A 14,555-nucleotide genomic window follows, 5' to 3' on the forward strand; every position below is an offset into this window, starting at 1 on the left:
GAGCTGAGCATGGCTCCACGCCAAACAGAGCAGGGTGTCGGCGGCAACAAGGTGCTGGTCGTTGAGGACGATCAATCTTTCGGACAGCTCCTGATCCAGGAACTGGACGACCACGACCTGACCGCCCACTGGGTGGACAATGCTGAAAAGGCCCTGGCCGTAATCCAGGAATGGCGACCGGAGTTGGTGGTCAGTGATCTGCGATTGCCGGGGATGGATGGCCTGGAACTGTTGCGACGGATCAAAAGCGAAGAGAAGGATAACTCTCCGGATTTTCTCTTGATCACGGCCTTTGGAAGCATTTCCAAGGCCGTGGAGGCGCTCAAGGCCGGGGCCGAGGATTTCCTGACCAAGCCGCTGGATCTGGATCATTTCACCCTGACGGTGGCCCGAATAATGGAAAACAGGGCGTTGCGCCAGGAGATTCAACGCATCCGGGATTATCTGAGCCAGGACGCGTTTCACGGCATGGTCGGTCAAAGCCCGGCCATGCGCGGCCTGTTCGATCAGATCAACCGCGTGTCCCAAGCCGATGGACCGGTGCTGATCCTGGGGGAGTCGGGAACGGGCAAGGAATTGGTGGCCAGGGCGGTGCATGCGGCCAGCCCGCGGCGGAAAGGGGCGCTTCAGGCCGTGAACTGCGCCGGCATCCCGGAGCAGTTGCTGGAAAGCGAATTTTTCGGCCACAAGGCCGGTGCCTTCACCGGCGCGGGCAAGGCCCGGCGGGGGTTGTTCGCCGAAGCCGAGGGCGGCACCCTGTTTTTGGACGAAATCTCGGAAATGCCGCTCTTCCTGCAAGCCAAACTGTTGCGTATTCTCCAGGACGGCAAAATTCGTCCCGTGGGAGCGGACAAGGAGGAGCAGGTCGACGTGCGCACCGTGGCCGCCACCCACCGCGACCTGGAGCAGGAGGTCGAGGCCGGAAGATTTCGCGAGGATCTCTTTTTCCGCTTGGAGACCTTCACCCTCAGACTCCCGCCTTTGCGGGAACGCGGCGACGACCTGGAACTGCTGGCCGGTCGTTTCCTGCGTCGATTCAGCATCCAGGTGGACAAAAACATCCATGGATTTGAACCAAAAACCCTGGATATCCTCAAAAATTACCCATTCCCCGGCAACGTGCGCGAACTGCGAAACGCCATGGAACGTGCCGTGACCTTCTGCGACGGGACCACCATTCTGCCCGCGCACCTTCCCAGCCGGATCAGGGACAACGGCGGCCAGCCGGCCCTGCAATCGGCTCCGTTATTGACGGCCATGGCCGCGGACGGCGAACACCTGCCCACCCTGGCCCAGGCCGAACACCACTACATTCGCCACGTCCTGGACGCGGTACACGGCAACAAACGCCGCGCCGCCGCCATCCTCGACATCCACCGCCGCACGCTCTACCGCAAGCTCGAACAGGGATGACCAGGCAATGCTGCCTTGTTCACCGCCGATTCGGCCAATTCCCGCGAAAAAGGGCTTCCGGCTACATCAATGGACGACTCTGACAAGTAGGGTGTTCATAGTCAGAAGGACTTTCTCCCGACCTGACCGTCACCGCCGGTCCGGATCGGCGGTGACGGCGATACGCTTTCTTGTATCGCGCAGACATTTGGAATATGGACCTACAGCACGGTCAGCAGCATCCTTGACCCTTTCCTTGGACCCTTTCCTTGCTCCGGCTTCAGTCCAGGCTGAAGGAGGAAAAGGCGCTTTGGAGATGGGTGGATTCGGAGAGAAATAGAATACTTAAGAACCAAAAACAAATTTGACCCCTCTCCAGAGATAATAGCGAAGCAATCTCAGGTATGCCCCCTGTTCGCTTTCCGGGACCGCCTTGTTCAGTAAATACGCCTTGTATTTGGATTGTAATTCGGCAGGAATGGCCTCCATCTGGAATCTCCCGTCTTCCGGATAACCTTCATTTTTGACATGATATGCAGAAGAAGTCTGCTAAATATTTGCCCAATCCATGCCAATTGTTCTACCTGAATTGACAGTTGGTTTATTTGGAAGCTGGGGTTCCCGATGAACCTGATCCGACGATTTCTGGAAAATTAGCGGCAGACTCCATCACCTGAATCTTGGAGTTATCCGGAAACTGTAGAATCACTTGTTCCCGGCGACTGCGCGCGCCAGCTGTGACCAGGCCTTCGGCCTGCTCCCATCTCGACGTGCTCGCGGGTCAGCGCCGCGATTGGGCGGTTGCAAAGATTGGAGGATTCAGTGGCACGCAATGTTGAGATCAAGGCGCGCTCGCGCGACGTTGTGTCGCAGGGGCGCATAGCCGCCCGCCTCGCAGAGGGCCCATCCGTGCTGATCGAGCAGGAGGACACGTTCTTCCATGTGCCGCGGGGGCGACTCAAGCTCCGGGAGTTCGGCGACGGCATGGGGGAGTTGATCGAGTATGACCGGCCGGATTCACTTGGGCCCAAGCAATCAACCTATATCCGCTCCCCTACAAGCGAGCCCCATTCTCTCAAGGCGGCGTTGGCGGCCGCGCTTGGTGTTCGTGCAGTGGTTAAGAAGAGGCGTACGCTGTTCTTTGCAGAGCAAGCAAGAATCCACCTGGACGACGTAGCAGGGCTTGGACGGTTCATTGAGCTTGAGGTTGTGCTCCGGCCAGAGCAGACCGAAGCGGAAGGGCGCACTATCGCGGACAGGCTGATGTCTGAGCTTGGCATTGAGGCGTCGGATTTAGTCGCTGGGGCGTATGTGGATCTGCTGGTCGACTTGGAGCCCAACAATAGCGTGGACCCGACGGCCTAAGGGCCGCAGCTCACGCTCGGCGTTCCGGCTGTGACCAGGCCTTCGGCCTGCTCCCATCCGCCGTGCTCGCGGGTCGGCGCCGCGATTGGGCGTACGCCATGCAATCGATAATTCACTCATCACATAAGAAGGGTTTTGTATGAGATTTATAGTAACCGGCTTCATATTCTTGTTCTCTTGCCAAGCGTACGCCCTTGACTGGCAAGATAGTCCCCACGTTGGCCAACTGTTTCGTGATGCAGGCGTAACAGGGACGTTCGTCCTTTATGATGTTGCTGCTGAGCAGCTTGTGGGTCACAATCGAGAACGCGCATACACACAGTTCATTCCGGCTTCCACGTTCAAGGTTGCAAACCTTCTCATCGGGTTGTCGGCTGGGGCCGCTAAGGATGTCGATGAAGTTCTCCCCTACGGCGGGAGGCCTCAGCCCGTCAAGGCGTGGGAAAAAGACATGAACCTGCGTGAAGCCATTACTCTGTCAAACATAGCGATTTATCAGGAACTCGCCCGACGTATCGGGCTTGCGCGCATGCGAGATGCAGTTGGAGCAATCGACTACGGAAATGGTGAGATCGGGACGGTCATCGATAGATTTTGGTTGGTCGGCCCCCTGAAGATCAGCGCTGTGGAACAAACTCTGTTTCTCAATCGATTGGCGCAAGGGACATTGCCGTTTCCGCAAGACAAACAAGAGGCTGTGCGCGACGCGATCCAGCTTGAACAAAGAGATCATTCCACGCTCTACGGAAAGACGGGCTGGGAAAACTTCCCTAATCCTGGTGTCGGCTGGTGGGTTGGATGGGTAAGTAAGAATGGTCGGGATTATGCCTATGCGTTGAATATCGACATTCGGGAAGCCTCAGATGCAACTAAGCGTGTCGAGCTTGGAAAGGCCAGCCTTAAAGCGCTCGGCGTATTTTGAGACACCCAACCCATCATTCAACCAGGGATTGGGGTCAGGTCTTGTATTTTAATTTTCTTTGAGGTAAGTCGATTACATGGCTAGACCACTTCGGATTGAGTTTCCCGGGGCTCTCTATCATGTGACTGCTCGGGGGAATGCTCGATCAGAGATTTTTCTGGGTGACGACGACCGGTGGTTGTTTCTCTCCATCCTTGCCGATCTGGTTGAGCGCTACAATTGGATTTGCCATGGTTATTGCCTTATGGGCAACCACTATCACCTCCTGATCGAGACACCGGATGGAAATCTCTCGCAGGGCATGCGGCAGCTGAACGGGATCTACACCCAGAAACTCAACCGGAACCACGCAAGGACCGGGCATGTCTTTCAAGGGCGGTTCAAATCCATTGTGGTTGACAAGGACTCCCACCTGTTGGAGTTGTGCCGCTATGTCGTCCTTAATCCGGTTCGGGCCGGGATGGCGCGGCATCCCAAGGAGTACCCATGGTCCAGTTATTGCGCCACCGCCGGGTTGAAGAAAAAGTCGGACTTCCTCTCAACGGACTGGATTCTTGCCCAATTCGGAAATGACCGGAAACAGGCGCAACTGGAGTACCAAAGGTTCGTTCTTGCGGGGATCAGCGAGGAGTCACCCTGGAAGAAGCTCGTTGGGCAATGTCTCTTGGGGGAGGAACCATTCCTGGAAAAGCTCTTTCCATTTCTCCAGAAGAAAACCGGATTCACCGAAATCCCAAGGGTTCAACGTTTTGCGCTGCGACCTCCACTGGAAAAGCTTTTCCCGGGAGGGCAGTCAAAGCCGCACCGAAACAAGGCCATTGCGGCGGGACACATTGAGCACGGCTACTCCCAGCAGTCGATTGCAGCGCATCTCGGACTTCATTATGCCACTGTCAGCAGGATCATCAAAAAAGAACGAAATACATCAAAAAACAAGACCTGACCCCAAATTAGGACTGCCAGCGCAGCGGCAAGAACCGATCCGAACCGTTGCTGGGCGTCAGTGCGCATTACTTGATATAATAACCAGATACCCGCCAGTATCCGTCCTCATCTTTCATCGGCGTCACCGTTTCCACGGCAGCAGCCTTGTTCGCGAACCGAGTTTCGAACTGGATGACGACATATTCACCGTCCGGAGCGCCTGGCAGCGACCGTGTAAACTGGGCTGACTTGACCTTTCGCGACATGACTTCGCCCAGTGGAGCTCTCACGCCCCGAATCGCGCTTTCCCAGTCCGCCTTGGGGACTGCCGCCTTGAACAACCCGGCGGCTTGATCCCAGGTCGCGGAGTAGTCAGCAGAGTCCATAAGTTTGAGCCACTGAACCGCCGAGGCCTCGGCCTTGGAAACAGCATTCGGGTCTTGTGCGTACGCAGTACCTGCGAGAAACAGATAGAGAGCGATAGCGAGCAGTGTATTAGTCTTCATGGAAGGCTCCTTAATGGGTAACGAATGAACAGTTTTGCCAGGGAGATGTTATTTTCTGATCAGCACAAGAAATTCGGATAATTGTCTATATTTTAATAAGGAAACGACATTCTTTGCCGCCAGAAAGAATGTTGCTTTCCATAATTACATCAATTTTTCGATCAAGCCCAATTGCAAACTTTCTCTTTATATTTCCAAGCGTACAATAACACAATGTGCTTGAAGCACCATGAAGATCATCATTAACTAAAGGACAGTAACACTTATCAAAAATAACATAATAATTCTCACCTTCTTTTTTCAGTCGCCATTCATCACATATTTTTTTTAAAAAATCGCATTCATCTTTTGATGATTCTTTTATTACATAAAGCCTATCATCTGTTAGATGTGTATACGGGCACTTCTCGCCGCAAGCTTCCATTATTTTGATGCGAATAGAAAGGTCTACACTTTCATCCAAATTACGCAACATCTCTTTAACCCAAACGCCCATGCAATAAAACCTCCATGATCAATTCTGATAAATATAAAAAAATACTATGTAAAAAAGTTCACAACCCAAGCCATCGCCGATTTTTCGCCTTCGCGAAAATGGCCATTTCCATGCCGGAGCTTGGCGTAAAATAACTTTTTGTACCAAGCTCATAACTCTCATAGTAGCGCCAACAATGACACAGGAGCGGATAACAACAATTTAGCAATGATCGCGGCTCGTTGAATGTCTTCGTGCAGAGTGAAAAAAGTCCCTAATCGGGTCTGGGGTTGGCAGGACCGGCGTTTCCGAACAGGAGCCTGGCCAGCTCGCCGATATTGGCCACGCCCTGAGGGGCGTCGGTACCACGAGGAGTAAGGATGGGGGTATAGCTCAGGCGTCGGGCTTGGCGATCGCGAACGTCTTGGCCCAGGACCGGACGGACTTGGCCGTTGAGGTCCACCTCTCCCCAGAGTACGGCCCGTTCGGGCAAGGGCTTGTCCAGAAAGGACGACAGCACGGCGGCCACCACGCCCAGGTCCAGGCCGGGGTCCTGGAGGCGCAGGCCGCCGCCGATCTTGGTATAGATGTCGAACTGGCCCAGAGGCAGTCGCAGGCGCTTTTCCAACACGGCCAAAAGCAGGTGCAGGCGATTGGCGTCAAAGCCCAGGACCGTCCGGCGGGGCATGGGCAGGAAGCTCTTGGTGGCCAGGGCCTGGACCTCCACGGCAAAGGGCCGGTAGCCGTCCAGGGCCATGACCAGGGCCGTACCGCTCAAGCTGGGGTCCCGGTCGCCCAGGAAATATGTGGAAGGGTCCGGAACCACGGTCAAACCGCGTTGCTCCATCTGGAACACCAGCAGTTCGTTGCTGGGGCCGAAGCGGTTCTTCTGCACCCGCAGCAACCGGAACATATGCTGGCGATCCCCCTCCAGGGAGAGCACCGTGTCCACCATGTGCTCCAGAAGCTTGGGGCCGGCGATGGAGCCGTCCTTGGTCACGTGTCCAACCAGAATCAGACAGCAGTTCAACTGCTTGCAGCTCTCCACCAAGCGGATAGCCACGGTGCGGACCTGGCTGACGCTGCCGGGCAGGCCGTCGGACTCTTCCGATGACACGGTCTGAACCGAGTCCACGACCAAAAGGGCCGGCTGCTTTCCGGACCCAAGCATGGCCAGCACGTCCTCGACCCGGTTCGTACTCAGGGCTTCCAATCCGGGAATCAGGGCGCCCAGCCGCTGGGCCCGGGCCTTGATCTGGCCCAGGGATTCCTCGCCGGAAACATAGACCACCCGCCTGCCGCTCCCCGCCGCCTGGGCGGCCAGTTGCAAGAGCAGCGTGGATTTGCCGATCCCCGGCTCTCCCCCCACCAACATGGACGCCCCGGGCATCAAACCACCGCCCAGAACCTCATCCAGTCCGGAAAGCCCGGTTGCCCACGCCACAACCGGAGCGTCGCCGCCTTCGGTCAGACTGACGGGAGAGGCAACGGGGCGGATGTCACGGCGGCCGGGAGAGGATTTCGGAGCTTCCTGGAGCGTGTTCCACGCCTTACACTGCGGACACTGTCCCTGCCACCTGGGGGACCGGGCCCCGCAGTCGTTGCAGATGTAAAGGCCGGAGGGAGTTTTCATCGGTGAGGGCGGGACGGGTTAAGCATTCGGTCGACAAATGGCATTGCCCTCCGTAGGGGCACGGCGCGCCGTACCCTACTACGGAGGACGTTATCCGAAAAAAAGAACGAACACCTACCTGGGCGGATGCTGGGCGCCGATGACTTTCAATCCGTACTCCTGAACGGTGTCCGGGGGATTGGAAAAAACGACCATGAACTGGACGTCCATTCCGGGCCGAATGTTGGTGTTATTTGTCAGGATGCCGACCCGGGCGCTCAAGGCCGCTTCCAATTCCTGCTCTGAAAGGATTTGAAGCTGAAAGAGGGATACGGAGTTTCCGGCCAGGAATTCATTGCGCTCCACGACCTGTCCGGCGGCGTCGAACAAACTGGCTTCAATGCGAAACAGTTCCATGGGCTCGGGGAAATCGTTGCGCGCCTTGCCCTCAATAACGAATAACTGGCCAATTTTTTCGTTACTGACAAAATACTGGCGCACGTTCTGCAAGGAGATCAGGTGTACGTCGTCCGGGCCCAGCACTTTCGGTTCCGCCACCATCTCGGACTCCGACGATCCACCGAACCAGGACGAAACGGGGCCCAGCGTCCGTTGTACATACAGAAACGACGCCATGAGGATGATCGCGACCACAAGACCAACCACGACATAGGTCATGGTCCTGTTCTTCGGCTCTTCAGAGGCTTGGATTTCAATGGAGTACCCGTCCTTGCCGCGTTTAATCCCGCTGTTGTCCTCCTGCTCCACCTCATCCAGCCAGTCGAAATCCTCCTTCAGTTCCTGGTCCAGACCGGTCTTCCGAGCTTGGCCTTGGCCCTGCGATGATTGCGAGGAATCCGCCCCCGGCGGGGCGACGAAAAAGACATGATCGCAGCGGATGCACCTGACCTTCGATCCACCCGGGCCAATAGCGGCTTCATTTAAATTGTATTTCGTGTCGCAGTTGGGACATTGGATCAACATCTTTTTTCCCCTCATGTTTCTCTGATCATCCCGAGTTATTCCCGCGCCGGCTCACTTGCAAAAAGGGGCCAACGGGCCAGCATCCCGGAAGGCGCGCCGTTTCTCTATCAGGTATCCGCGTTCAAGGTATAGACTGCGGGAAGATGACGGTAGCGTTCCGCGTAATCCAGCCCGTAGCCGATGACGAAGCCCTCGGAAAGCACGAACCCCGCGAAATCCACGGCCACGTCGACTTCCCGCCGTTCCCGCTTGTCGATTAATGCGCAGACACGCAAACTTTTCGCGCCGCGCATCCGCAACACATTCAGTAAATACAGGGCGGAGTGGCCGGTATCCACGATGTCGTCCACCACCAGCACGTGCTTGTCCTGTACGGAAAGCTCCATGTCCTTGCTGAAGAGAATCCGCTCTTTGCGCGATGTCTGCGCACCGTAACTGGCCAATCGAACAAAATCTACTTCCGGCTCGATGGTCATGGCTCGAACCAAGTCGGCGAAAAAGATGAACGCCCCCTTGAGGACGCAGACCATGACCAGTGGCTCGTCGCCATATTTTTCGGAAATTTTCGCTCCAAGTTCCCGGATTCGTTTGGCAATGGCCTCAGCGTCAATGATCAGTTGCATGGATGTGGTCATGGAGTGCTCGCACAAGATATTCTTGTGATAAGGTTTGGGACTACATATCTATGGCCATGGCGATTTCGTCGCAGTCCGGAAACTTGGGGCAGTGCAGACAATCGGCCCAAACCTTCTGAGGCAGATTGTCCTTGCTGACCACCTGAAACCCGATTCGTTCGAAAAAAGACGCTTGGTAGGTCAAGGTGAAAACCCGGTAAATGCCAAGGGTAATGGCGTCGCTCAGACACGCTTCCACCAACCGTCGCCCCCAGCCCAGCCCTCGGCATTCCGAGGCCACGGCCAGGGAGCGGACTTCGGCCAAATCCTCCCAGGCGATGCTCAAGGCGCAGCATCCGAGAATCGCGCCGCCCTGACTCGGGGCCAGGACGAAAAAGTCCCGCAAATGGCTGTAGAGTTGATTATAGGAGCGCGGCAACAACAGGCCTTGTTTGGAACAGTCCATCAGCATGCCATGGATGGTACGGACGTCCTGAATCCGGGCCTTACGGATGTAAATCGCGGAGGGTTCGGTCATGGGGCGATCAAGCGGCCAACGTCCTGGCACAGTGTTTCGGGTGATGTCAGGCCTTCCTCGACGATCACCAACGCTCCGAGGGGGTCGTAGACATGCAGCAAGGGAATGGCCTGTATGCCCAGTTCGGCGCTCAGGCCGTCGTCGGCAAGGAAGATTGGGTAGTTCAATTGATTGACCTTGAGAAAACTGCGCAACGTTCCGGGGTTGAAGTCCAGGGAAATGCCGAGCATGGCCACCTCATCCTCGGAAAAGCTATCCCGGCACGCCATCAGCGCCGGCAGCTTTTTGCGGCACGGACCGCACCACGTGGCCCAAAAATCCACGACCACCACCTTGCCTCTTTGATCACGCAAAAAATCGGCAAAACCCAAAGCGTCCATCACCGGCAAATCATCGGCCCCATCGGCCTCATTGGCCCAGCAGGCCCGAAACGGAGCCAAGGCAACCAAGACCAGCAACAGGAGTATGGGAAGAATTATCTTTTTCATGCCAACTCCCTCATGGCGAAACAACGAACAGCCGCGATCAAGAGGCCTCGAGCGGGCTCCGGCCATTCTCTCCAAGCAACTTGGCGGCCAGGCGAACCGCGGCCACGGCGTCCGGGGCGTAGCCGTCCGCGCCGATGGATTGCGCGAAGTGCTCGGTGACCACGGCCCCGCCCACCATGACCTTGGTGGACAGGCCGAGTTCATTGACCATGCGGACCGTGTCCTCCATGCGGACCATGGTCGTGGTCATCAGCGCTGACAGGCCGATAAGCCCAGCCTGTTTGTCCTGGGCGGCCCTGACAATGACCTCGGCAGGTACGTCCTTGCCCAGATCGTGGACCTCGAAGCCCATGTTGCGCAGCATCAGGCAGACGATGTTCTTGCCGATGTCGTGGATGTCCCCTTCCACCGTGGCCATGACGATCCGGGCTCGTTGCGCGTCCCCGGCGTTCAACCGAAGCAGGGGCGTCAACCGGTCGAAGGCCCGCTGCATGGTCTCCGCGGAAAGAATCAGTTGGGGCAGAAAAAATTCTCGTGTTTCATACCGCCGCCCCACTTCCATGATCGCCGGAATCAGTTCCTCGTCCAACAGGACACCAGGCTGGGCCCCGCCTTGCAAGGCCGTTTCCAGGAGGTCCAGAATCCGGTCCTTGTCGCCTTGGATCACCGCTTCTCCAAGGGTCAGCGCGGGTTTTGCAGCTGGACCGCCCAGGCCTGTGACCGCGGAGCCGGTTCCCCCACCGCTCCAATCGGCGTAGCCGCCGACAAAGCTCTTGGCCTGAGCGTCCCGGGCCAGCAGGACTTCCCCGGCGGCCAATATCTCCTGTACACGCCGCGCCCCTGGATGGGCAATGACCGCGCAGAGGCCGTGGGCCATGGCCATGGCCAGAAACGTGCTGTTAAGTAGTTCCCGGGCAGGCAGGCCAAAGGAAATATTGGAAAGACCGACCACCGTGGGCAGGTTCCATTCTTCCCGACAGGCCCGAATGGTTTGCAAGCAATGCTTCGCGGACTCCGGCTTGGAAGAGACCGTCAGAGCCAGGGCGTCCACCATGATCAAGCGCCGGGGGATCCCGAGGTCCTCGGCCCGACGCAACAGGTTCTCGATGATTTTTAGCCGCTGGGACGCGGTTTCTGGCAGGTCGCTTCCGGCCAGGGGCAACAGGATGAACGGCGCGCCATACGTCCGACATAGCGGCCCCAACGCTTCCATCCGGCCGCTCTCCCCGCTGATGGAGTTCACCAGCGGCGACCCCGGATACTGGCGCAAGGCCGCTTCAATGGCTTCCGGCTTGCTGGAGTCGATGCTCAAGGGCGTGGGAAAACGGGCGGTCAAGATGGAGACGAGATCCGGCAGCAGGATGGTTTCATCGACCATGGGAGCGCCGACGTTGACGTCCAGCACCCTTGCTCCCTGGGCGATCTGCTGACCGGCCATGTCCAGGGCCAGACCGTGCTCCCCGGCCTGAAACTGGGCCGTCAACTGCTTCTTGCCCGTGGGATTGATCCGCTCGCCGATGATCACCAACGGCTCCCGAGGTCCGATGCAAACCGAGACGGCCCTGGAGGTCAGGATCAGATCCGGTCCTCCGGTCACATTACGGGCCTCGAGCGGAGCGACGTCCACGTCCCGCAAGGCCTGGGCCATGGCTCGAATATGGTCCGGACTGGTGCCGCAACACCCCCCGACGCTCTGGACGCCCAAAGCCGGAAAACGAAGCATCCGTTCGGCGAAGGGTTGGGGTTGCAGCGGAAACACCGTTTTTCCGTTCTCCAACACCGGCAGTCCGGCGTTGGGCTGGACCAAAAGCGGTGTGGTCGCCCGGGGCAGCATGGCCCGGATGATCTCCTCCAGGCCCTCGGGACCGAGACTGCAATTGGTCCCGATCAGGTCCACCCCGAGGTTCTGCATGGTGTCCAGAAAGGTCAGCGGCGAGGTGCCGGTCAAGCTGGAACCGGACTCAAAGGTCATGGACACGGCCAAGGGAAGGTCGCAAACTTGGCGGGCCGCCACGACGGCTGCCCGGATCTCGCCCAGGTCGAACTGGGTCTCGATCTGGATCAGGTCCGCTCCGCCCTGGGCCAGTCCGGCGATCTGTTCCGAGAAGGCGTCCACCAGCTCGGAAAAGCCGATCTTGCCCAACGGCGCCAGCAGTTCACCGGTGGGACCGACGCTGCCGGCCACGAACCCCTTGACACCGGCAGCGCTCCGGGCCGTTTCAGCCATCTTGCGGTTGAAGGACCGCGGGTCGAGACCAGGAGGCAGCTTGAACCGCGTCCCGCCGAAGGTGTTCGTGGTCAAAAACATCGCCCCGGCGTTCAGATAATCCTCATGGATCCGGGCGATCACCTCCGGATTGCGGTCTCCGAACTCTTCCGGCGATTGGCCGGGTTGCAGTCCACGGGCCTGAAGCTGCGTTCCCATGGCCCCGTCGAACAGGAGTATTTTTCCGGATTGAATCAGTTCCCTGACCTTTTGACTCATTATGATTTCGCTCCGATTTCAACTCATAAAGATAAGCGTTATGTCGAGGCCACGCGAGATTATCCCCCGACTCGGTGAAGCCTCGCTTTATCGAGACGTTACCCCGAAAAAGAAACGCTTACTGAAAAACATTGAAAAGGACAAATAAAAAATATAGGATCGCCGATCATGACCGTGGGACCAAAGCCACCGGAACCCTTCGTTTCACCCGCCGCGGATCACCCGCACCCGATGCGCTCCCACCCGAACGGACCGAGCAACCGGATACTTTCCGCATGAAGCAAAAGACTCGAGTCGCCGCGACCGCGACTGCTTCCAGGGGTTCATCCCAACGGAAGCAGGGTTTCCGCCACGCCGAACCATCAGACGACCTGGCGGACGATTTGGCGACCGACTTGACCGACGACTTGACACAAGACCCGGTCGACCCCGAAGTCGAACTGGATATCGAATCCGATATTCATCCCGAGACAAAACCCAAAGGAGGGCTTGAGGGCGAATCAAACGCCGCCCTTGACGACGCACCCGATATCACCGACGCCCCTGGCCCCATCGACCTTTCCCTGACGCCCTCCTCCCCTGCGATCCGAGATTCGTTGCAGCTCTATCTGCGCGAAGTGAACCGCTTTCCGATGCTCAAGCCGGATGAAGAGTTCACCCTGATTCGCCAATACCGAGAGCAAAACGACACCAAGGCCGCGTTTCGACTGATCTCATCCCACCTGCGTCTCGTGGTCCGCATCGCCATGGACTTTCAACGCAGCTGGATGCAAAATATCTTGGACCTGATCCAGGAAGGCAACGTCGGCCTGATGAAGGCCTTACAGAAGTTCGACCCGGAACGGGGCATCAAGTTTTCCTACTACGCTTCATTCTGGATCAAAGCCTATATTCTCAAGTTCATCATGGACAACTGGCGCATGGTCAAGGTCGGCACGACCCAGACCCAGCGCAAGCTCTTCTACAACCTTGGCAAGGAGCGGCAACGCTTGCAAAATCAGGGTTTTGACGCCAGCACGGCTTCCCTGTCCAAGAGCCTCAACGTCAGCGAACAGGACATCACGGAGATGGACCAGCGGCTGGGCAGTTCGGACATGTCCCTGGACGCCCCGTTTTCCGAAGACACCAGCATGACCCGCATGGACATGCTGCCCGCCCTGAGCACACCCGTGGACGACCTCCTGGCTGAAGAAGAAATGGTCATCCTGCTCAAGAGCCAAATCCAGAAAATGATCCCCGCGCTCAACGACAAGGAACGGGACGTCCTGGAACAGCGTCTGATGAACGAAGAGCCCGTGACGCTTCGTGAAATCGGAGAAAAATACAACATCACCCGGGAACGGGTCCGTCAGATCGAAGCCCGTTTGATCGATAAAATCAGGGATAATTTTTCGCATAGCTTGGCAACCGCTACTGACAAAGGAACGGACGACCATGTTGAAAGAACTTGAGCTGATGAAACTGGAAGCCAAAAATCTGGCTGGGATGCAACCTCCTCCACAATTTTACGACCGGTTCGCGCCGGAACTGGCCTTTTCCAAGGAACTGTTTTTCGATCACCCTCTGGTTGTTCGGTGCGCCGAGGACGTCCTGCCCTTTCTCGCCGACGACTACGGCCACGGAATCGACCATGCAAAAAAGGTCTCCGTGGAAGCCGGAGCCATCGCCCTTGCAGAAGCCCGACCCTGGGGCATGGATCAGGCCAGACATCTGTGCCTTTTGGCTCAGCTCAGCGGACTGCAGCACGACATCTGTCGTCTGGAGCCCGAACACGCCCTCCGGGGAGCCGAAGTTTCCTTTCAAATTTTGGCCAACTTCCCCTTGACGGACAGGGACAAGGAAATGATAGCCTTCGCCATCCGCAACCACGAAGCCTTCCGTCCGCGGGAAAACTCGTCGGACCACCAGGAGGAGATGCTGGCGGCCTGCTTGTACGACGCGGACAAATTTCGGTGGGGGCCGGACAACTTCGGCACCACGCTCTGGGAAATCTGCGACTACGAGGAATGGTGCATGCGGGAGATCCTGGCCAAGTTTCCGGAGGGTGTCGAACGTATTCGGGGGATCTCGAACACGTTTCGCACCGAGGTCGGAAAGACCTTCGGCCCAGAGTTCATCGAGCTGGGGCTGCATCTCGGCAACCGACTGTATTCGGTCTTGCAGCGACATTGCCCATCCCAGGGCCGGGCCATGTCCGCGACGAACTGACCACCGCGCCCACTCGGATCGAGCGTTCCCCTTTACGGACCT

14 protein-coding genes are annotated in these 14,555 nt (G+C 57.5%); 6 read left to right on the forward strand and 8 right to left on the reverse strand.

What is annotated here, in order from left to right; translation table 11 throughout:
- Positions 1 to 9: 9 nt before the first annotated feature.
- The 4 genes from C6366_RS03195 (at position 10) to C6366_RS03210 (ending at position 4,622) form a co-directional block, all read left to right on the forward strand.
- Positions 10 to 1,413, forward strand: a complete 1,404-nt coding sequence (locus tag C6366_RS03195; RefSeq protein WP_107735909.1) for a sigma-54 dependent transcriptional regulator — start codon at positions 10 to 12, stop codon at positions 1,411 to 1,413.
- Positions 1,414 to 2,214: 801 nt separating this feature from the next.
- Positions 2,215 to 2,757, forward strand: a complete 543-nt coding sequence (locus C6366_RS03200; RefSeq protein ID WP_107735910.1) for a class IV adenylate cyclase — start codon at positions 2,215 to 2,217, stop codon at positions 2,755 to 2,757.
- 139 nt (positions 2,758 to 2,896) lie between these two features.
- Positions 2,897 to 3,679 (forward strand): class D beta-lactamase, encoded by a 783-nt coding sequence (gene blaOXA / locus C6366_RS03205; RefSeq protein ID WP_107735911.1) that lies wholly within the window; start codon positions 2,897 to 2,899, stop codon positions 3,677 to 3,679.
- A 76-nt stretch (positions 3,680 to 3,755) separates the two neighbouring features.
- Positions 3,756 to 4,622, forward strand: a complete 867-nt coding sequence (locus tag C6366_RS03210; RefSeq protein ID WP_107735912.1) for a transposase — start codon at positions 3,756 to 3,758, stop codon at positions 4,620 to 4,622.
- Positions 4,623 to 4,689: 67 nt separating this feature from the next.
- Here the strand turns inward: C6366_RS03210 and C6366_RS03215 are convergent, their stop codons facing one another.
- The 8 genes from C6366_RS03215 to C6366_RS03245 form a co-directional block, all read right to left on the reverse strand.
- The gene (locus tag C6366_RS03215) at positions 4,690 to 5,109 is read right to left on the reverse strand and encodes a DUF4019 domain-containing protein (RefSeq protein ID WP_107735913.1); all 420 of its coding nucleotides are present in this window, start codon (positions 5,107 to 5,109) and stop codon (positions 4,690 to 4,692) included.
- A gap of 85 nt (positions 5,110 to 5,194) precedes the next feature.
- Positions 5,195 to 5,605, reverse strand: coding sequence for a DUF6144 family protein (locus C6366_RS19190; protein ID WP_146164754.1), 411 nt, complete (start codon positions 5,603 to 5,605; stop codon positions 5,195 to 5,197).
- Between the two features lie 253 nt (positions 5,606 to 5,858).
- Positions 5,859 to 7,217 carry a DNA repair protein RadA gene (gene radA, locus C6366_RS03220; RefSeq protein ID WP_107735914.1) on the reverse strand — a complete coding sequence of 453 codons (1,359 nt, stop codon included), beginning with the start codon at positions 7,215 to 7,217 and terminating at the stop codon, positions 5,859 to 5,861.
- A 114-nt stretch (positions 7,218 to 7,331) separates the two neighbouring features.
- Positions 7,332 to 8,180 (reverse strand): DUF3426 domain-containing protein, encoded by an 849-nt coding sequence (locus C6366_RS03225; RefSeq protein ID WP_107736003.1) that lies wholly within the window; start codon positions 8,178 to 8,180, stop codon positions 7,332 to 7,334.
- 107 nt (positions 8,181 to 8,287) lie between these two features.
- Complete coding sequence (hpt, locus tag C6366_RS03230) at positions 8,288 to 8,815, reverse strand: hypoxanthine phosphoribosyltransferase (RefSeq protein ID WP_107735915.1); 528 nt, start codon at positions 8,813 to 8,815, stop codon at positions 8,288 to 8,290.
- Positions 8,816 to 8,855: 40 nt separating this feature from the next.
- Complete coding sequence (locus C6366_RS03235; RefSeq protein WP_107735916.1) at positions 8,856 to 9,332, reverse strand: N-acetyltransferase; 477 nt, start codon at positions 9,330 to 9,332, stop codon at positions 8,856 to 8,858.
- Positions 9,329 to 9,820, reverse strand: a complete 492-nt coding sequence (locus C6366_RS03240) for a TlpA disulfide reductase family protein (RefSeq protein WP_158269619.1) — start codon at positions 9,818 to 9,820, stop codon at positions 9,329 to 9,331. The genes C6366_RS03235 and C6366_RS03240 overlap by 4 nt, the downstream gene beginning before the upstream one ends.
- 37 nt (positions 9,821 to 9,857) lie before the next feature.
- The gene (locus C6366_RS03245) at positions 9,858 to 12,305 is read right to left on the reverse strand and encodes a homocysteine S-methyltransferase family protein (RefSeq protein WP_107735918.1); all 2,448 of its coding nucleotides are present in this window, start codon (positions 12,303 to 12,305) and stop codon (positions 9,858 to 9,860) included.
- Between the two features lie 275 nt (positions 12,306 to 12,580).
- On the opposite strand from C6366_RS03245, the gene C6366_RS03250 reads away from it, so the two are divergent.
- Together C6366_RS03250 and C6366_RS03255 are read left to right on the forward strand one after the other, a co-directional pair.
- Positions 12,581 to 13,756 carry an RNA polymerase sigma factor RpoD/SigA gene (locus tag C6366_RS03250; protein ID WP_107735919.1) on the forward strand — a complete coding sequence of 392 codons (1,176 nt, stop codon included), beginning with the start codon at positions 12,581 to 12,583 and terminating at the stop codon, positions 13,754 to 13,756.
- A complete protein-coding gene (locus C6366_RS03255; protein ID WP_199221411.1) occupies positions 13,740 to 14,513 on the forward strand; it encodes a hypothetical protein in 774 nt (257 codons plus the stop codon). The genes C6366_RS03250 and C6366_RS03255 overlap by 17 nt, the downstream gene beginning before the upstream one ends.
- Positions 14,514 to 14,555 lie beyond the last annotated feature (42 nt).

This window comes from Desulfonatronum sp. SC1 (assembly GCF_003046795.1).
Classification (GTDB): domain Bacteria; phylum Desulfobacterota; class Desulfovibrionia; order Desulfovibrionales; family Desulfonatronaceae; genus Desulfonatronum.